The following is a 25,365-nucleotide window of genomic DNA, read 5'->3' on the forward strand; positions in this document are numbered from 1 at the left end:
CCCGCAGGTTTTGATCCGCTTGCGCTAGGTCGGGGCGCGGTGTCAGCAATCTCTTTGATCTGGACGCGAAACAGGGTACAACTCCCAGTTCCGCCATCTTTACCCGCACGAAAGGATCCTGCCCATGTCCCCGTCCGAGCCGCTCGAGTCCCTGCAATTCGGGTGGGAGGAATGGATCGGTCTGCCAAAGCTGGGCGTTCCGGCAATCAAGGCCAAGGTCGACACCGGCGCGCGCACCTCGGCGCTGCACGCCTTCGACATCGAAACATTCGGCCCGGCAAAGGCCCCCAAGGTGCGGTTTACCGTGCATCCGATTCCCGGGCGTGACGATCTGGTCATCCCCTGCTCTGCCCTGATCCTGGACCGGCGCGAAGTGACATCGTCCAATGGCGAAAGCGAGTCGCGTTTTGTTATCGAAACGCAGTTGGCGGTGAATGGCGACAGCTGGCCCATCGAGATCACGCTGACCAATCGCGTCAGCATGGCGAGCCGGATGCTGCTGGGTCGGCAGGCGCTGAAAGATCACATTTCGATCGTCGCGACGGACCGCTTCCTTCAGCCCGAACTCAGCTATGACGTTTATTCGACGTCGCGGATGCGCAGCGACGCCCCCGACCGGTCCCTGCGTATTGCCGTGCTCAGCCGCGAGGACAATTACAGCACCCGCCGCCTGGTGGAAGAGGGCGAAAAGCGCGGTCATACCGTCGAGGTCGTCAATACGACCCGATGCTACATGGCAATCAATGCGATGGCGCCCGAAGTGCATTACGATGGCAAGCGCCTGCCCCGCTTTGATGCTGTCATCCCGCGCATTGGCGCGTCAATCACCCCCTACGGCGCCGCAGTCCTGCGCCAGTTTGAGACGATCGGCACCTATTGCGTCAACGGCAGTGCCGGTATTGTCGCCAGCCGGGACAAGCTGCACGCGCACCAGATCATGGCGCGCGCCAAGATCGGTATGCCCAACACCGCCTTTGCCGCCAGCCCGCGTGATACCGGCAACATAATCGGACTGGTCGGCACTGCGCCGCTGATTGTCAAACTGCTGGAATCGACCCAGGGCAAGGGCGTGGTCCTGGCTGAAACCAGAAAGGCCGCCGAGAGTGTCATCGACGCCTTTCGTGGCCTCAAGGCGAACTTTCTTGTGCAGGATTTCGTCAAAGAGGCCGCAGGAGAGGATATTCGCTGTCTCGTCATCGGCGGCAAGGTTGTCGCATCGATGAAACGTACCGGGGCCGATGGCGATTTCCGCTCGAACCTGCATCGGGGCGGCAGCGCCGAATCCGTGCGCATCACCAAGGAAGAGCGCGACACAGCCCTGCGCGCGGCGCGTGCGTTCGATCTGAACATGGCCGGGGTCGATCTTTTGCGCGCTGAAAAGGGGCCGAAAGTGCTGGAGGTCAATTCCAGCCCCGGCTTCGAGGGTATCGAAGGTTCCACCGGCAAGAATATTGTCGGCAAGCTATATGACACGATCGAGGCCCGCGTACGCCCGGCCCCGATCCGCAAGCGCAAGGGCGACTGAGAGGCGCGGGCCCTGTGATCCGGTTTTGGTGCGGGCGCCACGCGCATACATGGTCGCCCGCACTGGACGCTGCGCCAGTTATTCCCTATATAATCACTCAGGCAAAGTTGCAGGATAGCATATGACCCAAAATCCCCAGCCTTTCGAGGGCATCCCGCTCATCGCGCCATCATCGACGGATCACCCCAGATACACTGAGATCGTCGAGGCATGCCGCAGCGTGTTCGATCCGGAAATTCCGGTCAACATCTATGATCTGGGGCTTATCTACACCATTGATATTGATGATGAGAACGCGGTCAAGGTCACCATGACCCTCACCGCGCCGGGCTGTCCCGTCGCAGGCGAGATGCCCGGCTGGGTCGCCGACGCGATCGAGCCGCTCGACGGGATCAAGCAGGTCGACGTCACCCTCGTGTGGGAGCCGCCTTGGGGCATGGATATGATGTCGGACGAGGCGCGGCTGGAACTTGGCTTCATGTAGGCAGGCGAAATGGCTTGCTTTGTACAAAAGAAAGCCAATACACTTGCCTTCCGACCTTTTGCCGCGCAGGTGACGCCATGTCAGATTCATATGCCGTTCTGACCGGCGATTTAATGAACTCGACCGACCTTACCCCCGCTGCATTGGATGCGGCGCTGGGCAGTTTGGGCGACGCTGCCTTGGAATTCGGTGGCGTCTTTGCCCGGCGCGGCGGCGATGGCTGGCAGTGTGCGGCGCCAAGGCCGGGCAACGCCCTCCGTTATGCGCTGATCCTGCGCGCCGCACTGCGCAGTTTAGGCAAGGATCATGCCACCCGCATCGCCATTGCCGCAGGAGCAGGCACCCTGCCCGCCAGCGGCGGTGTCAACGCGGCCCACGGGCCCGCCTTTGTCGCCTCGGGCCGCCTGCTGGACGCATTGCCTGCGCATGTCGGTATGGCCCACGCGGCAGGCGGTGTGCTGGATGCGGCCACGCGGCTTGCCGATCATATCAGCACCGGCTGGACGCCCGCGCAGGCCCGGTCGGTCCGCTTGATACTATGGCCCAAGGGACGCATCCGCGCTGACGCTGCCGCCGCGCTGGGCATCACGCGCCAAGCGGTGGATCAGGCATTGTGGTCAGCTGGTTTCCCCGCGCTTTCCGACGCGCTGGATCTTATCGAGGGCGCCCCATGATCGAAACGTTCACCGTCCTTCTCTTTGCCCATGTTCTGGCCGATTTTGTCCTGCAAACCGCGTGGATCAACACGCAAAAGCGGCGCGCGCCTGTCATGCTGCTGCACGGTGCGCTGGTATTGCTGTGCGCGCAGGTGGCGATGGGCCAATGGGCCAGCCCTTGGTTGCTGGCATTGGCGGTAGCGCATGTCACAATCGATGCGATCAAGATCTGGAAAGGTCTGCATCATTTCCGCGGCTTTATCGCCGATCAGGCAGCACATATGGTCACGATTGCCGCTGTCGCGGTGCTGGCGCCTACCCTGTGGGCGGCGGGCATGTGGGCGGAGCAGCCGGCGCTATTGCCACAGATGGCGCTGGCTGCGGGCCTCGTCATCTCGCTGACCGCCGGGCAATACGCAATTGCGCTGCTGATGCGCCCACATGGAGTACGCATCCGCAACAACGGCCTGCGCGATGGCGGTCGCCAGATCGGCCTGCTGGAGCGCGGGCTGATCTTTGCGCTGATCCTGCTGAACCAGCCACTGGGCGTCGGGTTTCTGATCGGATCCAAATCAATTCTGCGCTTCGGCACCGCAACCCGTGATCAACGCACGGCAGAATATGTTATCATCGGCACGCTCGCCTCATTCGGGTGGGCGATCCTGACGGCACAGGCCGTTCGCGCGCTGTTAGTCTACCTGCCACCGCTTGAGATTGCGGGCCTTACGCCCTAGATTGACCACAAAGGTTAAAGGATCAAATCCATGTTCGGCATTCCAGGCAAACAGGCCGTCACCATAACGGACCGCGCGGCGGCGCAGATCTCTCGGTTGATGGCCAAGGACGGTCATCAGGGCCTGCGCATCGGCGTCAAGAAAGGCGGTTGCGCAGGCATGGAATACACCATGAATTATGTGACCGAAGTTGACCCCAACGATGAGGTCGTCGAGGAGGATGGCGCGCGCGTGATGATCGCCCCGATGGCGCAGATGTTCCTTTTCGGGACCGAGATCGACTATGAGGTCAGCCTGCTGGAATCGGGGTTCCGCTTCAACAATCCGAACGTGAGCGAAGCCTGCGGATGCGGCGAGTCGATCAAGTTCGCCGGCATGTAAACTATGCCACGCAAATGGCTGATTTCACTTAAATAAGATAAATCTACTGTGCTTGCGTTATCAAGTGTAGTCGGGAATAAGACGCGCTATCTTATACGGCAATGGTACGGGTTTACTCAGGGGGCGATATGCGGCGGAAATTGGCGGCAGGTAATTGGAAGATGAACGGCGCGCGCGCCGATCTGACGCAGCTTCAGGCGCTGTGCGCGGCACATGATGGCGCAACCGTCGATCTGCTGATCTGCCCGCCCTTCACCCTGATCGCCGCTGCCGTCGATATCTGTGCAAGCCATGCGCTGCGCATCGGCGGGCAGGATTGCCACGCTGCGGCTGCGGGCGCGCATACCGGCGATATTTCGGCCGCCATGCTGAAAGATGCCGGTGCCGACGCCGTCATCCTTGGCCATTCCGAACGCCGCGCGGATCACGCGGAAATCAGCGATGACGTCCGCAATAAGGCGCGCGCCGCGCATGAGGCGGGTCTGCTGGCGATCATCTGCGTCGGCGAAAGCCTGGCAGAACGCGAGGCGCAGAATACGCTGGATATCATCGGCGGTCAGCTGTCGTCCTCCATCCCCGACACCGCCACGGGCGAGAATACTGTCATCGCGTACGAGCCGTGCTGGGCCATCGGCACCGGCCTGACCGCGACCCCCGATCAGATCGGCGAGGTACACGATTTCATCCGCGCCCGTCTGGAGAAACGCTTTGGCGCCGGTGTGGGCCGGTCTGTTCGTCTGCTCTATGGTGGCTCGGTCAAGACGGGAAACGCCGCCGAGATATTTGCCGTGTCCAATGTCGATGGCGCGCTGGTCGGCGGTGCCAGCCTGAAATGTGATGACTTCTCGCCAATTATCAGCGCGTTAGAGGCAGCTGCCAAGGCGTCATAGCGGCAGGATGGTGGTCGATTTGATCTCTTCCATCGACAGCAGCGCCGTGACGTTATGCACCTTTACCTCGGAAATCAGCGCCTGATAAAACGTGTCATAGGCGCGCGCATTCTCCACCCGCACCTTCAGGATATAGTCGATATCGCCAGCCAGACGGTGCGCCTCCTGTACTTCGGGGCGCCCTTGGAGGGCGCGCAAAAAGGCCTGCTGCCATGCCGCGTCATGCTCGGACGTGCGGATCAGAACAAAGAAGCACGCCTCGAACCCCAGCTTTTCGGCATCCAGCAGATAGGTCTGATGCCGGATCACGCCGGCCTCGCGCATCTTGCGGATTCGATTCCATACCGGCGTCTTGGAACTGCCCACAGACTTGGCAATATCGTCCAGAGATTGGCCACCATCGGCCTGTAATTCCCCGAGGATCTTCCGATCCAGATCGTCCAGCCGAACAGCCATTCCTGTTTTCCCCACTTCTTGGAATTATGCCGTGATGTGGCGGGCTATCCAGAACGAATTTCCTTATTACCCGGCACCTATGGCGCAGGAACGGGAATATTTTCTATAAGGGGGCAAGTCAAACGGAATGGACAAGCCTTGAAACATTTCCCCATCTTTATCGCCCTGGAGGGTCGGCGCGTCGTGCTGTCAGGCGGCGGCGATGCGGCGCTGGCCAAGCTGCGCCTGCTGATGAAGACAGAGGCGCATTTGACGGTGTTAGCACGGGCCCCCGCGCCCGAAATTGAAGCATGGGCAGCCGAGGGACGTCTGGCGCTGGTGCGCCGCCCCATGGTATCGGGCGATGCGCGGGGCGCCGTATTGTTCTATGCCGCCGATGAGGATGCGTCCGAAGACGCGCGGACCGCGGCGCTGGCGCGTAACGACGGCGCGCTGACGAATATCGTTGATAACCTGATCGACAGCCAGTTCATCACCCCCGCCATCGTCGACCGCGATCCAGTGACCGTGGCCATCGGCACCGAAGGCGCGGCGCCCGTCCTCGCCCGCGCGATCAAGGCCGATATCGAGGCGATGCTGCCCCGCGCGCTGGGGCCCTTGGCGCGCGCCGCACGGGGCTTTCGCAGCATGGCCGATGCCCTTCCGATGGGCCGCGTGCGCCGCGCATTCTGGAGCAGCTTCTTCTTTCGCGCCGGTCCCGCCGCACTGGAACAGGATCCGCGCGCCGATTTGCACGCCGTCCTGTCGGGCGAACTGGCGCAGCATCTGGGCGCAGGCGCTACAGCTGGCCGCATCACCTTTGCCATCGTCGCCAGCCCCGACGCCGAGCTTTTGCCGCAAAAGACCCGACGTGTCCTGCACGAGGCGGATCTGGTTCTGCACGGTGGACAGATTGCCCCCGAAGTGCTGGAACTGGCCCGGCGCGAGGCGGCGTTCGGCGCCCTGCCCGCCACTGCCCGGGCTCTGATCGATGCTGCCATGCGCGGCGATCACGTGATCTGTCTGACACCGGCCCCGCCGGAGTCCTGGCTGGTTGCAGCCTGCCTGCAGGCCGGCCTGCCGCCGCAAATCATTCCGGGTATTGCGCCCGCGCCCAATCTCTATCCGCTCAAGGAAACTGCCTGATGCCCCGCGAATTCACCCCCAAGGTCATCACCGCCAACGCCCTGCTGGAGGGCGACGTAGTCTATCTGGCCGAGGATGACAGTTGGACCCGGCATCTGGCCAAGGCCGCAATCCTGACCGATGAGGCCGACGCCGACCTGCGCCTGCTGGTCGCGCAGAGCCGTGCGTCTCAGGTCGTCGGTGCTTATCTGGCGGATGTCTCGGCAGCCGATGGCAGTCCCACGCCCACCCATTTCCGCGAGGAATTTCGCCGCACCGGCCCCTCCAACTATTTTCACGGCAAGCAGGCAGAGGTGCTCTGATGTATACCTACACCGAATTCGACGCCGGTTTTGTGGCCGAGCGCAATCGCCAGTTTCGCGCGCAGGTTGCGCGCCGCGTCGACGGCAGCCTGACCGAGGACGAATTCAAGCCACTGCGCCTGATGAACGGGCTGTACCTTCAATTGCACGCCTATATGCTGCGCGTCGCGATCCCTTACGGCACGCTGGGCAGCCATCAGATGCGCCAACTGGCGATGATCGCCCAGCGGTGGGACAAGGGCTATGGCCATTTCACCACGCGCCAGAACATTCAGTATAACTGGCCGAAACTGGCAGATGTGCCGGATATTCTGGATGCGCTTGGCGAGGTGCAGATGCACGCGATCCAGACCAGCGGTAACACGATTCGCAACGTGACGGCGGACCATTTTGCCGGTGCCGCCGCCGACGAGGTGGCAGATCCACGTCCGATCGCCGAGCTGATCCGCCAATGGTCGACTGACCACCCGGAATTTCAGGCACTGCCGCGCAAGTTCAAGGTGGCCGTCACCGGCAGCCCGATGGATCGCGCCGTGACCTTGGCGCATGATATCGGTCTGCGCATCGTCCGGCAGGGCAACCAGATCGGGTATCAGGTCCTGGTCGGCGGCGGTCTGGGCCGCACCCCGATGATTGGCAAGGTGCTGCATGATTTCCTGCCCGAAGAGGATCTTCTGCCCTATCTGGAGGCGGTCGTCAGCGTTTGGAACACGATCGGTCGGCGCGATAACAAGTTCAAGTCACGCATCAAGATCACCGTGCATGAGCATGGTATCGAAGACATTCGCGCCCGCGTCGAGGCGCGCTACGCGTTGATCAGGCCGCTGTTCACCGGCGTCGATCAACAGATGCTGGGCGCTATCCGCGCCGATTTTGCCGCGCCCGAATTCCGCACGGCGCCGTGGGATGCCTATGAAGCCGCGCGCGCGGGCGATCCGGTGTTTCGCGCCTGGGCTGATACCAATTTGTCCGAGCATCGCGCGCCCGGCTATGCCATCGTGTCGATCAGTCTCAAGGCGCATGGCGAAACGCCCGGCGACGCGTCCGCAGAACAGATGCGCGTGATGGCCGATCTGGCCGAACGCTACGGCCATGACGAGCTGCGCATCAGCCACGAGCAGAACGTCATCCTGCCGCATGTCCATAAATCCGATCTGCCAGCAGTTCATGCGGCCCTGCGCGAGGTCCGGCTGGCCACGGCCAATATCGGGCTGATCAGTGACATCATCGCCTGCCCCGGAATGGATTACTGCGCACTGGCGACTGCCCGCTCGATTCCCATCGCGCAGGAGATCGCGACCCGTTTCGACGCGCTCAAGCTGGAGCATGAGATTGGCGAGATGAAGATCAAGATCTCGGGTTGCATCAACGCCTGCGGGCATCACCACGTGGGCCATATCGGCATTCTCGGGCTCGACCGGGCCGGGGTGGAAAGCTACCAGATCACCATTGGTGGTGACGGCGGCCCCGATGCGCAGCTGGGCGATCGCACCGGGCCCGGCTTTGCTGCCGAGGATATCGTGTCGGCGATCGAAACGATCATGCTGGCCTATCTGGCCCTGCGCACCAGCCCCTCCGAGACGTTTCTGGCCGCCTATCGCCGCGTCGGGATGAACCCTTTCAAATCGGCTCTCTACGGCGAAGCTGAAGCGGCCAAGGCCGCCAAAAGGAAAGCCGACGCTCATGTTGCTGCCTGAACCGCACGCCCGCGATCTGCGTGTGCCCGATCTGCATGAAAAGGCCGCTGCGCTGAACGCGGCCTACCGGCATCATTCGGCCATCGCGGTGCTGGCGCGGGCGCTGCATGATCCCGATGTGGGGCAGCTTGCCCTTGTCTCCAGTTTCGGGGCCGAGTCGGTCGTGCTACTGCATATGGTCGCGCTCGCGCGGCGTGACACGCCGGTGATTTTCCTTGAGACGGGCATGTTGTTCACGGAAACGCTGGTCTACCAGCAGGAACTGGCAGAGCGGCTGGGCCTGCGCGACATGCGCCTGATCCGCCCGGACCGCGCGGCCGCCAGAGCGCAGGACCCGGCGGCAATGCTGCACCAGACCGATCCCGACGCCTGCTGCGCCCTGCGCAAGACACTTCCGCTGCAAGGCGCGCTGGCGGGGTTCGACGGATGGATCACCGGGCGCAAGCGCTATCAGGGCGGCACCCGCGCATCGCTGGAATTCTTCGAGGTCGAGGAAGGCACCAACCGGCTGAAGGTCAATCCGCTGGCCCATTGGCAGCAAGGTGACGCGCGCACCTATATCGAAGAAAACCGCCTGCCGCGTCACCCGCTAGTCGCCCAGGGCTACCCCTCCATCGGCTGCATGCCCTGCACCTCGCCGGTCAAACCGGGTGAAGACGAGCGCGCAGGCCGTTGGAAAGGCCAGGAAAAGACAGAATGTGGCATCCATTTCGTGGATGGCAAACCAGTACGACAAGGAGTGAACGCATGAACGTTATCGTGACCGACGCGGGCTTTGCACCCGATGACTGGACACACCCCATCGTCGCGCTGGAGGATGCGCGTAGCGGTGTCGGTATTGACCTGCCCTCCAGCATTGATCCGGCTGAATTGGCCGGACGACTGCCGGATATCACCATGATACGCGTGGACTTTCCCAGTTCAGCCGATGGGCGGGGCTTCTCCGTCGCGCGTCAGCTTCGGCTGATGGGGTACAAGGGTCGCCTGCGCGCACGGGGTCATGTGCTGGCCGATCAATACGCGATGGCGCGGCGCTGCGGATTCGACGAGGTCGAGATCTCGCACGAGCTGGCAGAACGGCAGACACAGGACCAGTGGATGTTCCGGGCCAATTGGCAGGCGCATGACTATCAGTCGCGCCTGCGCGGCTAATCGTCCCCTTCAACTGACCTAACGCAAAGACTATGACAGAGGCGCTGGTGTAAACTCCCGGCGGATGCCCCATATGAACGAGATGACCCAAGTGACCGACGCCTCGACCAACGCCGCCGCCCCCCAGCGCGCCAAACCCACCCTGCCCGACGCGCAGAGAGTGACGCAGGTGACGCATTGGACCGACCGCCTGTTTTCCTTTCGGGTGACGCGGCCCGTGTCGTTGCGCTTTCGCTCGGGCGAGTTCGTGATGATCGGCCTGATGGGCGATCCCGATCCCAAAACCGGCAAGCAAAAGCCGCTTTTGCGGGCCTATTCCATCGCCTCGCCGTCCTGGGATGACGAACTGGAGTTTTACTCGATCAAGGTCGAGGATGGTCCGCTGACGTCGAAACTGCAACATATCCAGCCAGGGGATGAGATCATCCTGCGCCCAAAACCCGTGGGTACGCTGGTGCATGACGCGCTTTTGCCGGGCAAACGGCTGTGGCTGTTCGCCACCGGCACCGGCTTTGCCCCCTTCGCGTCGCTCCTGCGCGATCCGCAGACCTATGAGGACTACAACGAAGTCATCGTCACCCATACCTGCCGCACGGCGGGCGAACTGAAATACGGCGCGGATCTGATCGACAGCATTCGCCAGGATGAGATGCTGGAGGAGTTGATCGGCGAGGGGTTCGCGGAAAAGCTGCGCTACTACCCCACCACCACCCGCGAAGAGAGCCCCAAGATGGGGCGCATCACCGATCTCATGCGGTCGGGCGAGATGTTCGAGGATCTGGGCGTGCCGCCGCTGTCGCCGGAATATGACCGGGCGATGATCTGCGGCAACCTGGCGTTCAACCTCGATCTCAAGGCATTGTTCGAGGAATACGGCCTGCGCGAGGGCGCAAATTCAGCGCCGCGCGAATATGTGGTGGAAAAGGCGTTTCTGGACTGAAGGGCGCGCATTTGCGGCTGCACATTGGCGCCGCCCCGGTCTAGAACGGGGTGGCATGCCTGATGCCGAACAAAGGAGCCGCCCATGACCGACGATATCAACGCCCAGCACAATGAAAAGATGCGCAGGCTCAAGGCGCAGCGCGACGTGCTGATGACGCACAAGACGCAGGAAAAGGGCCTGATCATGGTCCATACCGGCGACGGCAAGGGTAAATCCTCGTCGGGTTTCGGCATGATAATGCGCTGCATTGGCCGCAGCATGCCCTGCGCTGTCGTGCAATTCATCAAGGGCAACTGGGAGACCGGTGAAAAGACGCTGCTGCGCGAACATTTTGCCGAAGAATGCCGTTTTTTCGTATCCGGTGAAGGCTTTACGTGGGAAACGCAAGATCGCGCCGCCGATATTGCCGCCGCCGAAAACGGCTGGAAAATCGCGCAAGAGCAGATACTCGACCCCGAGATCCAGTTTGTTCTGCTGGACGAAATCAACATCGCCCTGCGCTATGATTATCTTGATATCGACGAAGTCACGCGCTTCCTGCTGGAGCAGAAGCCGCATATGACGCATGTCTGCCTGACGGGCCGCAACGCCAAGCCTGAATTGCTGGAAATCGCCGATCTGGTGACGGAAATGAAGCTGATCAAGCACCCTTTCCGCGATGGTATCATGGCGCAAAATGGCGTCGAGATGTAGCGCCATGCCGCGCGCGCTGATGATTCAGGGGACAGGCTCGAATGTGGGCAAGTCGATGCTGGTGGCGGGCCTGTGCCGGGCGGCGCTGCGGCGCGGCCTGTCAGTGGCGCCGTTCAAGCCGCAGAACATGTCGAACAACGCCGCCGTCACCGCGGATGGCGGCGAGATCGGTCGCGCCCAGGCCTTGCAGGCGATGGCCTGCGGGCTGGTGGCGCATACCGACATGAACCCTGTCCTGCTGAAACCCGAAAGCGAGACCGGCGCGCAGGTGATCGTGCAGGGCCAGCGCATCGGCACCACCCGCGCGCGCGATTACGGCGCGCAGAAGGCCACATTGCTGCCGCCGGTTATGGATAGTTTTGCGCGCCTGTCGGCGCAGCACGATCTGTTGATCGTCGAAGGCGCTGGCAGCCCGGCGGAAATTAATCTGCGCGCGCGTGATATCGCGAATATGGGCTTTGCGCGGGCGGCTGGCGTGCCGGTGGTTTTATGCGGCGACATTGACCGGGGCGGTGTGATCGCGCAGATCAAGGGCACGCAAGCGGTGATATCTGCCGAAGATGCAGAAGCTATAAAAGGATTTATCATCAATAAGTTTCGCGGTGACCCCAAGCTTTTCAATGAAGGGTACGCCGCCATCGAACAGTTAACCGGCTGGCGCGGTTATGGCGTCGTCCCGTGGTTTCAGGATGCCTGGCGCCTGCCGGCAGAGGATGCACTGGATATCGCGGACGCGCCCGGCAATGGTGGGCTGCATATCGTTTGCCTGCGCCTGCCGCGCATTGCCAATTTCGACGATCTGGACCCGCTAAAGCAAGAGTCCGGCCTGCGGGTCACCATGCTGGAACCGGGCCAGCCCATCCCGGCGGATGCCGGGCTGGTTATTCTGCCCGGCACGAAAGCGACGCGCGCCGATCTGGCATTTTTGCGCGCCGAGGGGTGGGATATCGACCTGCTGGCCCATCATCGGCGTGGTGGGCGCATTCTGGGGATTTGTGGCGGCTATCAGATGCTGGGCCACTCCATATCGGACCCCCAAGGGATCGAGGGGCCGCCGGGCAGCAGCCCCGGTTTGGGCCTGCTGGACATCTCCACCATCATGGGTGGCGACAAAAGCCTGACACAGGTGCAGGCAGTCCATGCCGGGCTGTCCGTGCCCTTCACCGGCTACGAGATTCATATCGGCCGCTCGGACGGGCCCGATTGCGCCCGTCCCTTTGCCCATGTGGGCATGCGCGCCGAAGGCGCGGTATCGGGCGACGGGCGGGTTGCCGGCAGTTATCTGCACGGCATGTTCGCGGATGACAATTTTCGCCGCGCCTGGCTGGTGGGGCTGGGCGCCGCGCCCTCGCGCCTGAGCTATGGCGCGCGGGTCGAACAAACGCTGGATGCGCTTGCCGACCATGTGGAGGCACATCTGGACGTGCCGGGCCTGCTGACGCTGGCCGGTTAAAAGCGGGTGGTGTCAGGAGGCGGCGACCCAGTCGGCCATTTCCGGCAAAAGCCTGTCCAGGATGGCCTGAAACGCCGCGACGATCGCAGTAGGTTCGTCATTGGCGGCGGTCACCTGATTGCGGAAAACGCGTGTCTTGATGACAGATTGATCGCGGTCGCGCAGCAAGGTCAGGCTGATATCCACCCTTGCGGTTACCGCCGTGCCCGCCACATCGACCTGAAAACTATCGATACGCGTCAGCAATGCGTAATCGGGCACCGGTCCGCCCTCGCTGATGCCGACATATCCCATCCGGCCTGTCCCCGCGATGGACCGTATCAGCAGCGACTGCACGACGCTGGGTAGCTCGTCGGTCCAGCGGGCGTCGGGCAGATAGGCAATCGCGGCGCCGCTCGGTTTGACCATGATGCGGTCGGTGTTTATGCCGGCTGGCGCGTCGGCGCGGGCGACCAGCAGGGTGCGGCCAGATCGCCGCCCGGAGGTCGATCCGGGGGTCGGCGTCAGATCGTAGGTGTCCAGCGGCGTCGCCGCCGCGTTGAGGGACGACAGCGCGCTGCATCCCCCAAGGCTGGCCGCGGCGCCCAGCATTGCAAATCGACGGGTCAGGTACAGGTCTTGCATTTTATCATCTCCGATATTCGGGCACGCGGTCATCCAGCAGGAAACGTGCAGGGTCTTTTCCGATGCGGCGCACCAGACGCTCCAGTGATTGCACCAGGGTCCGTGCCTCGGCGCTGAGGCGGCCCAACTCGTTCAGGCCATTGCCGGTGAAATTGCGCAGGCCGGGGGCGGCATCGCTTGTGATGCCTTGAACCTGGGCCACGACCTTGTCGGCGCGGGCGATCAGGCCACGCAGGTCTGTGGTGATCTGCGGCAGATCGTCCGATACCTGCTGCGCCGCGCCACCGATCCGGTCGGTCGCCGTGCGAATATCGGCCAGGACCGGCCCCAGATCGGTCGATAGCGCGTCATCCGCGCTGTTGAACGCCCGTTCGGCAGAGCCAAGCGCGCGATCCGCCACGACAAGCGATCCGTCGATACCGTCCAGCGTCACTGTGGCACGCGTAAACAGATCCGTTGCCGCATTGACGGCAGTACGTGTATCGTTGGCCAGCGGGTCCAGCCGGTCGGTGAACCCGGCCAGATCGCTTGCGACCTTGTCCACCGCCTGCGATGCAGCCGTCACGGCGCCGCGAATATCGCTAACGACAGTCGGCACATCGTCGTCGATGACCGTCTCGATTTTGGCTATGGCACTGCTGGCTGTAGCCAGCACGCCGCGCGCATCAGTCACCATTTGAGTGCCGTCACCCGCGACCAGCGTATAAACGCTGTCCGAGGCGGTCGTCACCGCATCAAAGCTGGTGCTTGCGTCGGCCAGTGTCTTTTCCAACTCAGTCAGGCGAGCGTTCAGCAGGGCTGCGGTCTTATCAAACCCGTCGAGCGTACCGACCGAATGGGCGGAGATATCGGCGACGGCGGTATTCAACGCAGCGATCATATCCGAGATTTGCGTCACGATGCCGGGCACTTGTTCGCGCATCAGCGTCTCGGCCTCGGCAAAGGCGGCGCCGGCGCTGTCGATGGCGGTGCTGGACTTATCGATAACCTCTTTGGCGGTGCCGAACGCGCCGGTTGCGGAGGTCAGCGTCTGGTCCGCATTGGTCAGCGTCACCTCTGCGGCGGCGCCCAGCATTTCCAGCCGCTTGCCAATGCCTGAGATCTGCGTCGTCGCCTGAGAGACGGTATTGGTAATGGTGGAAAAATCCGTCAGCGCCTGCTCCAGCCCGCCAGAGGCGTCGCTGAGGTTGGTCAGGATATTCTGGACCAAAGCCTGATTTTCCGGGCCGGCGATCTTCTGAAAGCGCTTGAGCAGATCTGTCGCCTCGGCGATCAGGTCCGGCGCGTCCTCGACCAGCTGCTGCACGGTCGACCGACGCGAGGGGATGATGGGCGGCGTGTCGTCGGGCGATGTCAGCGGCGCGGCATCGCCCCCTTTGCTGGTCAGCGAGATATAGGCGACCCCGGTCACACCCGACGAACTGAGCTGCGCCACCGTATTTTCGCGCACGGGCGTTTCAGCGTCCACTTCGATGCCGACATAGACCTTCGACGGGTCCGGATCGTAGATGTGCAATTCGATCACGCGGCCTACGTTGATGCCGTTGAACACCACATCGCCCGAAGACGCGAGGCCCGAAACATCATCGAAAAGGATGCCGTAATAGGCGTATTGGCGATCCAACTGCACGCTGGACAACCACACGGCAAAGCCAAGACTGCCGATGATCCCCAACAGGGTAAATGCGCCGATCAGGATAAAGTTTGCACGGGTTTCCATCACTGCACCTTTTCATCACTATCCAGCGCCGCGCGGGCGCGCGGGCCGTGAAAATATTCATGGACCCATGGGTGATCCACCTTCAGCATTTCCTGCATGGTGCCAACGGCCAGCACCTTTTTCTCGGCCAGCACGGCAATACGGTCACAGATTGCATGCAGCGAATCCAGATCATGCGTGACCAGAAACACCGTCAGCCCCAACGCTGCCTGCAATTGCCGGATCAACGTATCGAACGCCGCCGCCCCGATCGGGTCCAGCCCGGCTGTCGGCTCGTCCAGAAACACGATTTCCGGGTCCAGTGCGATAGCGCGGGCGAACCCTGCCCGCTTGCGCATGCCGCCGGACAGCTCGGACGGGAATTTGGTCTGCGCGACCTCTTGCAGCCCGACCATGCGGACTTTGATCCCTGCCAGCGTCTCGCGCAGGTCGTCGGGCAGGTCTAGCTGCTCGCGCATGGGTGCCTCGACATTCTGGCGCACGGTCAGCGACGAAAACAGCGCACCATCCTGAAACATCACGCCCCAGCGGCGGCGCAGTTGGCGGTATTCATCGGGCGCGGTGCCCTGAACGCTTTCGCCGAACACTTCGATACTGCCCGCGTCGGGCGTCAGCAGACCGACGATCTGTTGCAACAGCACCGATTTTCCGGTGCCCGATCCGCCAACGATGCCGATGATCTCGCCCCGGCGCACATCCAGATCCAGCCCGTCATGGACGCTGTGGCTGCCGAAGGATTTGACCAGCCCGCGCACCCGGATGATGGGCGGCTCTTCGGTCTGAACCATATCGTCCCTCATATTCCCACCAACGCAAATACGACCGAAAACAGCGCATCCGCCACGATCACCATGAAGATCGACAACACCACCGAGGTCGAGGTCAGCCGCCCCAGCGATTCCGCATTGCCGCCCACTTTTAACCCCTCATAGCAGCCGATGATCCCGATAATCAGCGCAAAGAAAGGCGCCTTGATCATACCGACCAGAAAATGCCAGACATCCGTGTTGCTGACCAGCCGCGACTGGAACACGGCGGGCGAGACGCCCAATTCAATCCACGACATCATAGCGCCGCCAACCAGCCCTGCTATGTCCGAGATCAATCCCAGCACCGGCAACATGATGACAAGGGCCAGAACCCGCGGCACCACAAGAATATCGATAGGATCAAGGCCAAGGGTGCGCATCGCGTCCACTTCTTCGCGCATTTTCATTGACCCGATGGCGGCGGTATAGGCCGACCCGGATCGCCCCGCGACGACGATGGACGTCAGCAGGATGCCCAATTCGCGCAGGACGGCAATCGCGATCAGATCGACGACAAACACTTCGGCCCCGAATTGACGCAGCTGCACGGAGCCCTGAAACGCCAGCACCACGCCAATCAGGAATGACATCAGCGCCACGATGGGGATCGCGTTCCAGCCGACCTCCTGCATGTGATGCACCAGCGACGTCAGTCGCAAGCGCCGCGGATGCAGCAGCATGTACCCCAGCGCCGCAATCACCTGCCCCAGAAAGCTGGTCAGTTCGACCGCGGTATGGCCGGTCGCCGCCGTCTTGCGTCCCAGCCCCTCCAGCCGATCGGCCAGCGTGCGGCGTTTGTCCGCGGCTGCGTCCTGAGGTGGCATGTTGCGGCGCACGGTCTCCAGCAACTGGTGCTGGGCCTCATCCGCGCCGGTGATCGGCACATCGTCCGCGCCATGCGCCAGACGGGTCTGGATATCGACGATATACCACGCGCCCGCCGTATCCATGTGGCGCACCTGCGCGATGTCGATGGCGCGCGCATTGTCGAATGTCCGTGCCAGACCGGCGATATTTTCAATCAGAAGGCTACCCGACAGCATCAGGCAGCCGTCCGTAACCGCCGCTGCAGGCAGCCGCCTTTCGCTCATGTTGCCGTTCCGAGTGCCAGTCATCATAACATTCCTGTGATCCCTCTGCCGCTCTAAACCTTTTTACGCAACAAATTCAAGCCGCTTGGCAGGCCGAAAGCCGCCGACGGCCCGCTCTGAGTCGCACAATGATCCCGTAATCGCATAGGTTGAGCAGTAACGGCGATCCTGTATTCTTTCACTCTTTGCATCGAAGAGCCACAGCTATGGCAAACCCGCCGGGAACCGCGATGGGCGCGCCAGAATCTACCGGAATTCATCGCGTGCCACTGGATCGGCTTCCGACGTCAGCGCGTCCGGAATCAGCATGTCGGGGCGGTGGATGATCGCGCAGGCCAGCGGCAGATCGGACGCGACCGCATCGGCATGGCGGTCAAGGTCGACATCGGCGAGCAACTGGGCGATGCGGTCCGGAAGCTCATCGCTGGCCATATCAAAACAGCCTCGCCCTCGCTGGGGGGGCCAGAAGGCCGGTCAGCATCTTCATCGCCGGCGTCTTGCTGCAATCGTTGGGGCTTAGAGAGCCGAAAATTTCGCTGCTTTTGATCTCGAAACTGACATCGTGCACAGCGCATGAAATCGCCAAGGCGGCGGGTCGGGCGAGACAACGCTGACATAGGCGGGAATGGCGTAAGGGATGCTGTCCAGCCTGATCCCAATCATTGGCATGCGGCAAACCCGCCTTGCGTCCAGCCCGCATGGCAGGGCTGGACGCGGGTGTTTGTCGCGGTTGCGTGTTATCCCATCATACCGCCGGCCTCGCCCAGGCCGTCATAATGCCGCTTGAGCCGCTGCAACGCGATGCGCAGCACAATCTTCCCAGAGCGCGCGGACCAGCCCATGCGTTTCTCGGCACGCTCCAGACCTTCCAGATGACAGCAGCAACGCAGCGCGATGTCCCCGAGACCCGGGCCCAGATCGTGCAGCGCGCCCTCGACCCGGCGGCGGGCCGCCTCAAAACCCCGCGCATGGCCACCAGTGCCGCCACCACCGGGGGCAGTCAGAAAGCGGCTCCAGTCCTGGGTGACGCGCGGGCCCATCTGGGACAGTTCGAAATCCTCGCGCAGACGCTCGCCCGCGCGCACCAGATCGTTGGGGATGAACTGCGCCCCATCGCGGCCCTTGCGTCGCGCCAATGCAATCAGCGGGCTTTCGGCCACATTGTAGCGCATGCGGCGCGGCACGTCCTGCGCGTCCGCCTCATCACCGACGGCAGAAAAAGCTGCCTGCGCATCGCCAAAGCCCGACGCGCGATTCTCGGCCTCGGCCAGCATCGTGGACAGCATCACGCGCCCCGCTTTGGTGATGTGATAGCGCGCAATGCGCCCCGGCTCGTCGCAGGCGATCCAGCCCTTCAGCGCCATCGCCTCGGCGACAGGCCTATCCACGACGGCGGTGCGCGTGGGATCGCCCTGATCGCCGTCGCGTACGACAACGGCCTTTTCCATCTGCGCCGCGACGGCCAGGACAGCGCCCGCCTCGCACAGGCGGCGCAAGATACGCAGTGCCTCGACGCGCAGTTGCGCCTCGGTTACTTCGGCAACGTTCGCCGTTAAGGTTTCAGACGTCATGGCAGTCTCCTGATGCAGAGAACCGGCCTTTTCTCGTGGGGCAACGCGGCATCCCAGACGGCGCAATGCCTCGTCCACCATGGGATCGTCGCGTCGGGCCTCATATGCTCGGATACGGCGCAGCACCGTTGAGGCATGACAGCCGCTGGCCCGTGCCAGCGCCCGTATAGATGAGCCCTGTTCGGTATGGGCGAGGTATAATTTCGCGCCCTGCGGCACCCAGGACGGCATATTGCGCGCGCCGCTGGCGTCTGTTCCCCGATCCAACATATAGACCCTTCTTTTGCCTTGAGCGCAGCGGTTGATCCGAGGCAAGACCTCTGGCCGCTGCTGGTTATCCACAGACTTATCCCTGTCTTTGAGATGCAACCTATGTGAGAAAAAGTTACCGGCTCGTTAATTGTCAACGTGTCGTCAACAATCGTTGCCAAACTGTAAACAAAGACAAATACCAACGTCCGGTGACTCCGCCAATTGCGCAACACTCGCCATAGTTGTGGCATGACAAGGCCGTAATTCAGTTCGGAGACCACAATGAAAGATATCCTGAAAGCCCTCGACGGCCTGCGCCGACCCCACCTTTTGATCCGGGCCGCGCGGATCGGCGCCACCGAATATCGGCGCGATGCGCATCTGCGCCGCCACCTGGGCTATGGCGCGCTGCCACGCAGCGCCGCGGCGCTGGCTCGACTGGTCGAAATGGAGGAAGAGCTGAATCAGCAAAGGCAAAGCGATCGCACGCGGTATTCCGCGACGCGCCATGTCGAAATCCTGATCGCCATGATGGGCGAGGCGCGGATCCTGCGCAGCGCCCACGCGGCCTGAATTCAGAGTTTCACGAAAGACCTGCGGTGCAGGTTTTCGCGGAACGCCGCTATATCATCGCGCATCAAGCCAACTATGACTCTGGTGGCGATGGCAGCGGTAGCAGGCCGCGTGAGCAGGTAGTTTAAACGAAGGCGTCGGGCATCGACGCCTTCTTCTTTGCGATATATTCATCCAGAGCATCTCTGATACCCTGATCCAGCGCCGGGCGCTGATAGGTGTCCAGCATCCGGTGCATGCGCAGGTTCGCCAGCGTCATGGTATCGCGCGCGCCCTCCTCGTCCCAGGTCTCGAACGGCTTGTAATCCAGCAGTTCGGTGCGCCAGAACGCATCCTTGAAATTGGCCTGCGTATGGGCGCAGCCCAGATAATGCCCACCCGGACCGACCTCGCGGATGGCGTCCATCGCCTGCCCGTTCTCGTCATGGCTGACGCCGCGCGCCATGTTGTGCAGAACGCCCAGCTGATCGGCATCCATCACGAACTTCTCGAAGCCAGCGACAAGCCCGCCCTCCAGCCAGCCACAGCTATGCAGCATGAAGTTGACGCCGCCCATCAGCACCGCGTTCAGCGTATGCGCGGATTCGTAGGCCGCCTGAGCATCGGGCAGCTTCGATCCGCACAGCGCCCCGCCCGAGCGGAATGGCAGGTTCATTCGCCGCGCCAGTTGCCCCGCGCCGTACAGGATATGGCTTGCCTCGGGCGTGCCGAAGGTCGGAGCGCCCGAGTTCATATCGATGGACGTCACAAACGCACCAAAGATCACCGGGGCGCCGGGGCGGATCAGCTGGCTATAGGCGACGCCGGCCAGCACCTCGGCCAGAACTTGCGTCAGTGTGCCGATCACCGATACCGGCGCCATTGCACCGCCGACGATGAAGGGAGAGATGACGCAGGCCTGATTGTTGGTGGCGTAAACCTCCAGCGCGCCCATCATCACATCGTCGAAGGTCAGCGGCGAGTTGACGTTGATCAGTGAGGTCATCACCGTGTTATCCTGCACGAATTGCTCACCAAAGAGAATCCCGCACATGTCCACGCTGTCCTGCGCGCGGCTGGGATCGGTGACGGACCCCATGAAGGGCTTGTCCGACAGGGTCATGTGGGCGTGGAGCATGTCCAGATGCCGCTTGTTCACCGGAACATCTGTCGGCTCGCAAACCGTGCCGCCCGACATGTGCAGCCATTTGGACATATAGCCCAGCTTCACGAATTTGCGGAAATCGTCCATCGTTGCATAGCGCCGTCCACCCTCCATGTCGCGCACGAAGGGCGGGCCGTAGACCGGTGCCGTGACCAGAGTGTTTCCGCCAATCTCGACGTTGCGGGCCGGGTTGCGCGCGTGTTGAGTATAGCGGCTGGGCGCGGTCGCGCAAAGCTTGCGGGCAAGGCCGCGGGGGATGCGCACACGCTCGCCATCGATCTCGGCGCCGGCGTCGCGCCAGCGCTCCAGCGCCTTGGGGTTGTCGACGACATTCACGCCGATCTCGGCCAACACCGTTTCGGCGTTTTCCTCGATGATCTCCAGCGCCTCATCGCTCAGCATGTTATAAATAGGGATATTGCGCTCAATATACTTGGCTGTTTCGATGCTCACAGCCGTGCGTTCGGCCCGCCGCGCTGCGCCGCCGCCACCCCGTGCGCGCCTTGGCGCCCCAACTTCTGCCATGATGTACCCCTTTGGAATTCTGTGGGTCCCTTCGGGACCAATGGATAGAATATTCATATCGCAGCGCTTATTCGTGTCGGCGCCAGTTTGCGCCACTTGAGGGGGGAAAGCGACACGCGCGCGCCCTCTTGCGCAAATGCGCGGTCCGTCCTACTAGGCGTTCATGACCGAGATACATCACGAACGCCTTCTTATCATCGACTTCGGCAGTCAGGTAACGCAGCTTATTGCGCGTCGCCTGCGCGAGTTGGATGTCTATTGCGAAATCCACCCGTTTCAAAAGGTAACAGACGCCTTTCTGGACGATATGTGCCCGCGCGCCATCATCCTGTCAGGCGGCCCGGCCAGCGTTATCGACGACGGATCGCCCCGCCCGCCGAAACGCGTGTTTGAAATGGGCGTGCCCGTCCTTGGCATCTGCTACGGCCAGCAGGTGATGATGCACATGCTGGGCGGTCGCGTGGAGCGCGGCGACGGCACCGCCGAATTCGGGCGTGCCTACGTGACGCCAACCGAAGAGCGGATAGACCTGCTGAACGGCTGGTTCCTTGAGCAGCGCGAGCAGGTCTGGATGAGTCATGGCGACCACGTCGCCGCCATCGCCCCCGGATTCGAGATCTACGGCACCTCCCCCGGCGCGCCCTTTGCCGTGACGGCAGATCTGGAGCGTCGGTTCTACGCGGTTCAGTTCCACCCCGAAGTGCATCACACCCCGAACGGCAAGACATTGTATCAGAATTTCATTCAGGACGCCGGATTCACCGGCGACTGGACGATGGCCGCCTACCGCGAAGAGGCCGTGCGCCAGATTCGTGACCAAGTCGGCGACAAGCAGGTGATTTGCGGCCTGTCAGGCGGCGTCGATAGTTCCGTTGCCGCCGTGCTCATCCACGAGGCCATCGGCGACCAACTGACATGCGTCTTTGTCGACCACGGCCTGCTGCGTCAGGGCGAGGCCGACGAGGTCGTCACCATGTTCCGCGACCATTACAACATCCCGCTGATCCATGCGGATGAGGCGGATCTGTTCCTGGGTGAGCTTGACGGCGTAAGTGACCCGGAAACCAAAAGAAAAATAATTGGTCGCCTGTTCATCGATGTGTTCCAGAAATACGCGAACGAAATCGACGGCGCTGAATTTTTGGCTCAGGGTACGCTCTACCCCGATGTCATCGAATCTGTCAGCTTCTCTGGCGGACCGTCCGTTACGATCAAGTCGCACCACAATGTCGGCGGCCTGCCCGAGAAAATGGGGCTCAAACTGATCGAGCCGCTGCGCGAGTTGTTCAAGGACGAGGTCCGCGCTCTCGGAATAGAGCTGGGCCTGCCCGCCAGCTTCATCGGGCGTCACCCCTTCCCCGGTCCCGGCCTCGCCATCCGCTGCCCCGGCGAGATCACCCGCGAGAAACTGGATATTCTGCGCAAGGCCGATGCCGTCTACATTGACCAGATCCGCAAACATGGCCTGTATGACGATATCTGGCAGGCCTTCGTCGCAATTCTGCCCGTCCGCACGGTTGGCGTCATGGGCGACAGCCGCACCTATGATTTCGCCTGCGCCCTGCGCGCGGTGACGTCGGTCGACGGGATGACCGCCGATTACTACCCCTTCACCCATGATTTCCTTGGCGAAACGGCGACGCGTATCATCAACGAGGTGCGCGGCATCAACCGCGTAACCTATGACATCACCAGCAAACCGCCGGGCACCATCGAGTGGGAGTGAGCGTTAGCGTTTGACGCCGCCCGCCGGCCAGGCATCCGAGGCAATGTTCGAGGCCTACCATGCTTTACTCCGACGCTGACACTTGGCGCGCCGCGCCCGAAAAACATGTGCTGTTTTACGGCATGTCAGGGCTGGGCAAGACGCATCTGTCGAACATGCTGCGTGCCTCCGGTGGCTGGTTTCACTACTCGATCGATTACCGTATCGGCACGCGTTATATGGGCGAGCTGATTGCCGACAACGCCAAGATGCATGCGATGCAGGTGCCCTTCCTGCGCGATCTTCTGTTGTCGGATTCGATCTATATCGGCTCCAACATCACCTTCAACAACCTCGCCCCTGTGTCGACCTATCTGGGAAAACCGGGCGATGTGGCCCGCGGCGGGATGCCCATCGACGACTACCGTACCCGGCAGGACCAGTTTCGCCGCGCCGAGATCGCCGCGCTGGAGGACACCGGATATTTCATCGACCGTGCGCGGCGCCTCTATAACTATCCCAATTTCATTTGCGACACTGGCGGGTCGATCTGCGAATGGGTGGACGGCACCGACCCGAACGATCCGCTGCTGACCGAATTGTCACGCCAGTGCCTGCTGGTCCGGCTGGAGGGTAGCGAGACACACACTGCCGAATTGATCCGTCGCTTTGACCGCGCGCCGAAACCGATGGCCTACCAGCCCGAATTCCTGACTGCCGCATGGCTTGGGTATTTGCGTGAAAACAATTACATAGAGGCCGATGTTAATCCTGACAGCTTCATCCGCTGGACGTATGCGCGCGCGCTGGCGCACCGCAAACCGCGGTACGAGGCCATGGCCCCTTGGGGCGTGACCCTATCGCCGCGCGATGTCGAGCGTATCACCGACGCCATCAGTTTCGAAGACGTGATCGCCGAGGCTATTGAGCGCCCCCGCCAGACGACTATCTAAGAGTTTTCTCAATCCACGGACCTAATCTTCATGCCCATCAAGATCCCCTCCGACCTACCCGCCTATGACGTGCTAACGCATGAGGGCGTCATGGTCATGGACGAGGATCAGGCGTCGCGTCAGGACATCCGCCCACTGCGCATCGGCCTGCTGAACCTGATGCCGAAAAAGATCCAGACCGAAAACCAGTTTGCCCGGCTGATCGGAGCCACCCCGCTCCAGATTGAGCTGAGCCTCATTCGCATGACCGAACATCAGGCGCGCAACACGGCGGCCGACCACATGGAGAGCTTTTATCGGTCCTTCGCCGAAGTCTATGAAACCGATGAGAAATTCGACGGTCTCATCATTACCGGCGCGCCTATCGAACACCTGGATTTTGCGGACGTCACCTACTGGGACGAGATGCGCAGCGTGTTTGACTGGACGCAAAGCCACGTCCACTCCACGTTCGGGGTCTGCTGGGGCGGTATGGCGATGATCAACCATTTTCACGGCGTGCAGAAGCATATTCTGGACGCCAAGGCTTTTGGCTGTTTTCGCCACGACAACATGGACCCCGCGTCACCCTACCTGCGCGGATTTTCCGACGATATGGTGGTGCCGGTCAGTCGCTGGACCGAAATGCGCAAGGCTGAAATCGACGCCGCTCCGGGGCTGCAAACGCTGCTGCACAGCTCCGACGTCGGGCCCTGCCTGGTCGAGGACGCGCCGCACCGTGCGCTCTATGTCTTCAACCACTTCGAATATGACAGTGACACATTGAAACAGGAATATGACCGCGATATCGCGGCCGGAACGCCGATCAACGTGCCCGGCAACTACTATCCCGGCAACGATCCATCGCAGGCCCCGCGCAACCGCTGGCGCAGCCACGCGCATCTGCTCTATGGCAACTGGATATCGCAAATCTACCAGACGACGCCTTACGACATCACCGCAATCGGCACGTGATCGGGTGCGCAAAGCATTGATATACATCGCTTTCGCCATCGCCGTCTTTGTCGCCGTTGTGCAAATCGCGGCATCGATGCGCGAGGCGCAAGCAGTGCGAGACTTCCCCCCCGAGGGTCAGTTTCTGGACGTAGACGGCACGCAGGTTCACGTGGTGGTCATGGGTTCCGGCCCCGATCTGGTGCTGATCCACGGCGCCAGCGGCAACACGCGCGACATGACCTTTTCGCTGGCCCCGCGGCTGGCAGAGCGGTACCGGGTGATCGTTTTCGACCGGCCCGGGCTGGGCTATACCGAGCGGCTGAACAGCACTGGCGCAACGCTGCAACAGCAGGCCCGGTTGCTGCGCGCCGCCGCGCGGCAGTTGGGCGCCAAGCGACCGATCGTGATGGGCCAAAGCTATGGCGGCGCAGTCGCGCTGGCATGGGCGGCGCATTACCCCGGCGATGTCGCGGCGCTTGTTCCGGTCGCGGCAGCATCCAACTCATGGGATGCGCCGCTGAGCACCTTTTACAGCGTCACCTCATCGCGACTGGGTCAGGCATTGGTCGTGCCGCTCATCACCGCCTTTGTACCGAATTCGGTGGTCAAGGACGCGGTCGAGGCTGTCTTTGAACCCCAGAACGCGCCCGAGGGTTACGCAGACCACGTCGGGGCGCCGCTGACGCTACGCCGCGTGTCATTGCGCGCCAATGCAAATCAAAGAGCAAATATCCTGAATGAAATCAGGGAATTGATACCGCTCTACAAAAACATCATCGCCCCAACCGAAATCGTGCATGGCATTGCCGATACCACTGTGGGCCTCCAGATTCACTCCGCCAACCTGGTGGACCAGATAGATGGCGCTACTCTGACCCGCCTGCCCGGAATCGGGCACATGACCCACCATGCCGCGCAGGATGCGGTCGTCGCTGCCATTGACCGCGCTGCGAGGCGCGCCGGGCTATAGC

General features: G+C 62.1%; 27 protein-coding genes. 19 read left to right on the forward strand and 8 right to left on the reverse strand.

Translation table 11 applies throughout. From position 1 onward, the window contains the following. Window positions 1–124: 124 nt before the first annotated feature. From rimK to tpiA, 6 genes are all read left to right on the forward strand, one after another. A complete protein-coding gene (gene rimK, locus FGD77_RS15390; protein ID WP_255011032.1) occupies window positions 125–1,525 on the forward strand; it encodes a 30S ribosomal protein S6--L-glutamate ligase in 1,401 nt (466 codons plus the stop codon). 121 nt (window positions 1,526–1,646) lie between these two features. Next, window positions 1,647–2,009 carry an SUF system Fe-S cluster assembly protein gene (locus FGD77_RS15395; RefSeq protein WP_255011033.1) on the forward strand — a complete coding sequence of 121 codons (363 nt, stop codon included), beginning with the start codon at window positions 1,647–1,649 and terminating at the stop codon, window positions 2,007–2,009. A gap of 77 nt (window positions 2,010–2,086) precedes the next feature. After that, on the forward strand, window positions 2,087–2,683 hold the full coding sequence (locus FGD77_RS15400) for a MarR family transcriptional regulator (RefSeq protein WP_255011034.1): 597 nt from the start codon (window positions 2,087–2,089) through the stop codon (window positions 2,681–2,683). Beyond that, window positions 2,680–3,399, forward strand: a complete 720-nt coding sequence (locus FGD77_RS15405; protein WP_255011035.1) for a DUF3307 domain-containing protein — start codon at window positions 2,680–2,682, stop codon at window positions 3,397–3,399. Before FGD77_RS15400 ends, FGD77_RS15405 begins: the two co-directional genes overlap by 4 nt. A 30-nt stretch (window positions 3,400–3,429) precedes the next feature. Further along, the gene (locus FGD77_RS15410) at window positions 3,430–3,780 is read left to right on the forward strand and encodes an iron-sulfur cluster assembly accessory protein (RefSeq protein ID WP_255011036.1); all 351 of its coding nucleotides are present in this window, start codon (window positions 3,430–3,432) and stop codon (window positions 3,778–3,780) included. A gap of 128 nt (window positions 3,781–3,908) precedes the next feature. Then, on the forward strand, window positions 3,909–4,670 hold the full coding sequence (gene tpiA / locus FGD77_RS15415) for a triose-phosphate isomerase (protein ID WP_255011037.1): 762 nt from the start codon (window positions 3,909–3,911) through the stop codon (window positions 4,668–4,670). On the opposite strand, the gene FGD77_RS15420 is transcribed toward tpiA, so the two are convergent. Further along, complete coding sequence (locus FGD77_RS15420; protein WP_255011038.1) at window positions 4,665–5,126, reverse strand: Lrp/AsnC family transcriptional regulator; 462 nt, start codon at window positions 5,124–5,126, stop codon at window positions 4,665–4,667. The genes tpiA and FGD77_RS15420 overlap by 6 nt on opposite strands. Before the next feature lie 138 nt (window positions 5,127–5,264). Between FGD77_RS15420 and FGD77_RS15425 the strand changes: the two genes are divergently transcribed. The 8 genes from FGD77_RS15425 (at window position 5,265) to FGD77_RS15460 (ending at window position 12,491) form a co-directional block, all read left to right on the forward strand. After that, on the forward strand, window positions 5,265–6,251 hold the full coding sequence (locus tag FGD77_RS15425) for an NAD(P)-dependent oxidoreductase (protein ID WP_369682727.1): 987 nt from the start codon (window positions 5,265–5,267) through the stop codon (window positions 6,249–6,251). Continuing rightward, window positions 6,251–6,553, forward strand: a complete 303-nt coding sequence (locus FGD77_RS15430; RefSeq protein WP_255011039.1) for a DUF2849 domain-containing protein — start codon at window positions 6,251–6,253, stop codon at window positions 6,551–6,553. The genes FGD77_RS15425 and FGD77_RS15430 overlap by 1 nt, the downstream gene beginning before the upstream one ends. Further along, the gene (locus FGD77_RS15435; RefSeq protein ID WP_255011040.1) at window positions 6,553–8,250 is read left to right on the forward strand and encodes a nitrite/sulfite reductase; all 1,698 of its coding nucleotides are present in this window, start codon (window positions 6,553–6,555) and stop codon (window positions 8,248–8,250) included. Before FGD77_RS15430 ends, FGD77_RS15435 begins: the two co-directional genes overlap by 1 nt. After that, on the forward strand, window positions 8,237–9,001 hold the full coding sequence (locus tag FGD77_RS15440) for a phosphoadenylyl-sulfate reductase (RefSeq protein ID WP_255011041.1): 765 nt from the start codon (window positions 8,237–8,239) through the stop codon (window positions 8,999–9,001). Before FGD77_RS15435 ends, FGD77_RS15440 begins: the two co-directional genes overlap by 14 nt. Continuing rightward, on the forward strand, window positions 8,998–9,402 hold the full coding sequence (locus FGD77_RS15445; RefSeq protein ID WP_255011042.1) for a DUF934 domain-containing protein: 405 nt from the start codon (window positions 8,998–9,000) through the stop codon (window positions 9,400–9,402). Before FGD77_RS15440 ends, FGD77_RS15445 begins: the two co-directional genes overlap by 4 nt. Before the next feature lie 73 nt (window positions 9,403–9,475). After that, window positions 9,476–10,342, forward strand: a complete 867-nt coding sequence (locus FGD77_RS15450) for a ferredoxin--NADP reductase (RefSeq protein WP_255011043.1) — start codon at window positions 9,476–9,478, stop codon at window positions 10,340–10,342. 84 nt (window positions 10,343–10,426) lie between these two features. Further along, complete coding sequence (cobO, locus tag FGD77_RS15455) at window positions 10,427–11,038, forward strand: cob(I)yrinic acid a,c-diamide adenosyltransferase (RefSeq protein WP_255011044.1); 612 nt, start codon at window positions 10,427–10,429, stop codon at window positions 11,036–11,038. Window positions 11,039–11,042: 4 nt separating this feature from the next. Beyond that, window positions 11,043–12,491, forward strand: coding sequence for a cobyric acid synthase (locus tag FGD77_RS15460; protein WP_255011045.1), 1,449 nt, complete (start codon window positions 11,043–11,045; stop codon window positions 12,489–12,491). Between the two features lie 12 nt (window positions 12,492–12,503). Here the strand turns inward: FGD77_RS15460 and FGD77_RS15465 are convergent, their stop codons facing one another. The 6 genes from FGD77_RS15465 to FGD77_RS15490 form a co-directional block, all read right to left on the reverse strand. Further along, window positions 12,504–13,115 carry an ABC-type transport auxiliary lipoprotein family protein gene (locus tag FGD77_RS15465; protein ID WP_255011046.1) on the reverse strand — a complete coding sequence of 204 codons (612 nt, stop codon included), beginning with the start codon at window positions 13,113–13,115 and terminating at the stop codon, window positions 12,504–12,506. A 4-nt stretch (window positions 13,116–13,119) separates the two neighbouring features. After that, entirely contained in the window at window positions 13,120–14,835 is a 1,716-nt protein-coding gene (locus FGD77_RS15470; protein ID WP_255011047.1) for an MlaD family protein, read from the reverse strand. Then, the gene (locus tag FGD77_RS15475; protein ID WP_255011048.1) at window positions 14,835–15,635 is read right to left on the reverse strand and encodes an ABC transporter ATP-binding protein; all 801 of its coding nucleotides are present in this window, start codon (window positions 15,633–15,635) and stop codon (window positions 14,835–14,837) included. The genes FGD77_RS15470 and FGD77_RS15475 overlap by 1 nt, the downstream gene beginning before the upstream one ends. Beyond that, on the reverse strand, window positions 15,632–16,759 hold the full coding sequence (locus tag FGD77_RS15480; RefSeq protein WP_255011049.1) for an ABC transporter permease: 1,128 nt from the start codon (window positions 16,757–16,759) through the stop codon (window positions 15,632–15,634). Before FGD77_RS15480 ends, FGD77_RS15475 begins: the two co-directional genes overlap by 4 nt. Before the next feature lie 222 nt (window positions 16,760–16,981). Beyond that, window positions 16,982–17,167, reverse strand: a complete 186-nt coding sequence (locus FGD77_RS15485) for a hypothetical protein (protein ID WP_255011050.1) — start codon at window positions 17,165–17,167, stop codon at window positions 16,982–16,984. A 305-nt stretch (window positions 17,168–17,472) separates the two neighbouring features. Then, window positions 17,473–18,306, reverse strand: coding sequence for a DUF6456 domain-containing protein (locus FGD77_RS15490; protein ID WP_369682728.1), 834 nt, complete (start codon window positions 18,304–18,306; stop codon window positions 17,473–17,475). Between the two features lie 534 nt (window positions 18,307–18,840). Here FGD77_RS15490 and FGD77_RS15495 point away from each other — a divergent pair. Continuing rightward, on the forward strand, window positions 18,841–19,131 hold the full coding sequence (locus FGD77_RS15495; protein ID WP_255011052.1) for a DUF6477 family protein: 291 nt from the start codon (window positions 18,841–18,843) through the stop codon (window positions 19,129–19,131). A gap of 124 nt (window positions 19,132–19,255) precedes the next feature. On the opposite strand, the gene FGD77_RS15500 is transcribed toward FGD77_RS15495, so the two are convergent. Further along, entirely contained in the window at window positions 19,256–20,800 is a 1,545-nt protein-coding gene (locus FGD77_RS15500; protein WP_255011053.1) for a trimethylamine methyltransferase family protein, read from the reverse strand. Window positions 20,801–20,963: 163 nt separating this feature from the next. Between FGD77_RS15500 and guaA the strand changes: the two genes are divergently transcribed. Genes guaA through FGD77_RS15520 form a run of 4 tightly spaced genes read left to right on the forward strand, consistent with a single transcriptional unit; the run spans window position 20,964 to window position 25,364 of the window. After that, a complete protein-coding gene (gene guaA, locus FGD77_RS15505) occupies window positions 20,964–22,526 on the forward strand; it encodes a glutamine-hydrolyzing GMP synthase (RefSeq protein ID WP_255011054.1) in 1,563 nt (520 codons plus the stop codon). A 59-nt stretch (window positions 22,527–22,585) separates the two neighbouring features. After that, entirely contained in the window at window positions 22,586–23,458 is an 873-nt protein-coding gene (locus FGD77_RS15510; protein ID WP_255011055.1) for an ATPase, read from the forward strand. A gap of 30 nt (window positions 23,459–23,488) precedes the next feature. Next, window positions 23,489–24,412, forward strand: a complete 924-nt coding sequence (gene metA / locus FGD77_RS15515; RefSeq protein ID WP_255011056.1) for a homoserine O-succinyltransferase — start codon at window positions 23,489–23,491, stop codon at window positions 24,410–24,412. Between the two features lie 16 nt (window positions 24,413–24,428). Next, window positions 24,429–25,364 (forward strand): alpha/beta fold hydrolase, encoded by a 936-nt coding sequence (locus tag FGD77_RS15520; protein ID WP_255011057.1) that lies wholly within the window; start codon window positions 24,429–24,431, stop codon window positions 25,362–25,364. The last annotated feature ends 1 nt before the right edge of the window (window position 25,365 follow it).

Origin of the sequence: Roseovarius sp. M141 (assembly GCF_024355225.1) — a bacterium.
In the GTDB taxonomy this organism is placed as follows: Bacteria; Pseudomonadota; Alphaproteobacteria; order Rhodobacterales; family Rhodobacteraceae; genus Roseovarius.

Excerpts from the sequence above, each read along its gene's own strand:
- tpiA (WP_255011037.1), top strand. The coding sequence starts at position 3,909 with ATGCGGCGGAAATTGGCGGCAGGTAATTGGAAGATGAACGGCGCGCGC.
- FGD77_RS15460 (WP_255011045.1), top strand. The coding sequence starts at position 11,043 with ATGCCGCGCGCGCTGATGATTCAGGGGACAGGCTCGAATGTGGGCAAG.
- FGD77_RS15420 (WP_255011038.1), bottom strand. The coding sequence starts at position 5,126 with ATGGCTGTTCGGCTGGACGATCTGGATCGGAAGATCCTCGGGGAATTA.
- FGD77_RS15435 (WP_255011040.1), top strand. The coding sequence starts at position 6,553 with ATGTATACCTACACCGAATTCGACGCCGGTTTTGTGGCCGAGCGCAAT.
- FGD77_RS15395 (WP_255011033.1), top strand. The coding sequence starts at position 1,647 with ATGACCCAAAATCCCCAGCCTTTCGAGGGCATCCCGCTCATCGCGCCA.
- FGD77_RS15470 (WP_255011047.1), bottom strand. The coding sequence starts at position 14,835 with ATGGAAACCCGTGCAAACTTTATCCTGATCGGCGCATTTACCCTGTTG.
- FGD77_RS15480 (WP_255011049.1), bottom strand. The coding sequence starts at position 16,759 with ATGACTGGCACTCGGAACGGCAACATGAGCGAAAGGCGGCTGCCTGCA.
- FGD77_RS15510 (WP_255011055.1), top strand. The coding sequence starts at position 22,586 with ATGCTTTACTCCGACGCTGACACTTGGCGCGCCGCGCCCGAAAAACAT.
- FGD77_RS15475 (WP_255011048.1), bottom strand. The coding sequence starts at position 15,635 with ATGAGGGACGATATGGTTCAGACCGAAGAGCCGCCCATCATCCGGGTG.
- FGD77_RS15400 (WP_255011034.1), top strand. The coding sequence starts at position 2,087 with ATGTCAGATTCATATGCCGTTCTGACCGGCGATTTAATGAACTCGACC.
- guaA (WP_255011054.1), top strand. The coding sequence starts at position 20,964 with ATGACCGAGATACATCACGAACGCCTTCTTATCATCGACTTCGGCAGT.
- FGD77_RS15405 (WP_255011035.1), top strand. The coding sequence starts at position 2,680 with ATGATCGAAACGTTCACCGTCCTTCTCTTTGCCCATGTTCTGGCCGAT.
- FGD77_RS15410 (WP_255011036.1), top strand. The coding sequence starts at position 3,430 with ATGTTCGGCATTCCAGGCAAACAGGCCGTCACCATAACGGACCGCGCG.
- rimK (WP_255011032.1), top strand. The coding sequence starts at position 125 with ATGTCCCCGTCCGAGCCGCTCGAGTCCCTGCAATTCGGGTGGGAGGAA.
- FGD77_RS15440 (WP_255011041.1), top strand. The coding sequence starts at position 8,237 with ATGTTGCTGCCTGAACCGCACGCCCGCGATCTGCGTGTGCCCGATCTG.
- FGD77_RS15465 (WP_255011046.1), bottom strand. The coding sequence starts at position 13,115 with ATGCAAGACCTGTACCTGACCCGTCGATTTGCAATGCTGGGCGCCGCG.
- FGD77_RS15485 (WP_255011050.1), bottom strand. The coding sequence starts at position 17,167 with ATGGCCAGCGATGAGCTTCCGGACCGCATCGCCCAGTTGCTCGCCGAT.
- FGD77_RS15500 (WP_255011053.1), bottom strand. The coding sequence starts at position 20,800 with ATGGCAGAAGTTGGGGCGCCAAGGCGCGCACGGGGTGGCGGCGGCGCA.
- FGD77_RS15450 (WP_255011043.1), top strand. The coding sequence starts at position 9,476 with ATGAACGAGATGACCCAAGTGACCGACGCCTCGACCAACGCCGCCGCC.
- FGD77_RS15430 (WP_255011039.1), top strand. The coding sequence starts at position 6,251 with ATGCCCCGCGAATTCACCCCCAAGGTCATCACCGCCAACGCCCTGCTG.
- FGD77_RS15490 (WP_369682728.1), bottom strand. The coding sequence starts at position 18,306 with ATGACGTCTGAAACCTTAACGGCGAACGTTGCCGAAGTAACCGAGGCG.
- cobO (WP_255011044.1), top strand. The coding sequence starts at position 10,427 with ATGACCGACGATATCAACGCCCAGCACAATGAAAAGATGCGCAGGCTC.
- metA (WP_255011056.1), top strand. The coding sequence starts at position 23,489 with ATGCCCATCAAGATCCCCTCCGACCTACCCGCCTATGACGTGCTAACG.
- FGD77_RS15495 (WP_255011052.1), top strand. The coding sequence starts at position 18,841 with ATGAAAGATATCCTGAAAGCCCTCGACGGCCTGCGCCGACCCCACCTT.
- FGD77_RS15445 (WP_255011042.1), top strand. The coding sequence starts at position 8,998 with ATGAACGTTATCGTGACCGACGCGGGCTTTGCACCCGATGACTGGACA.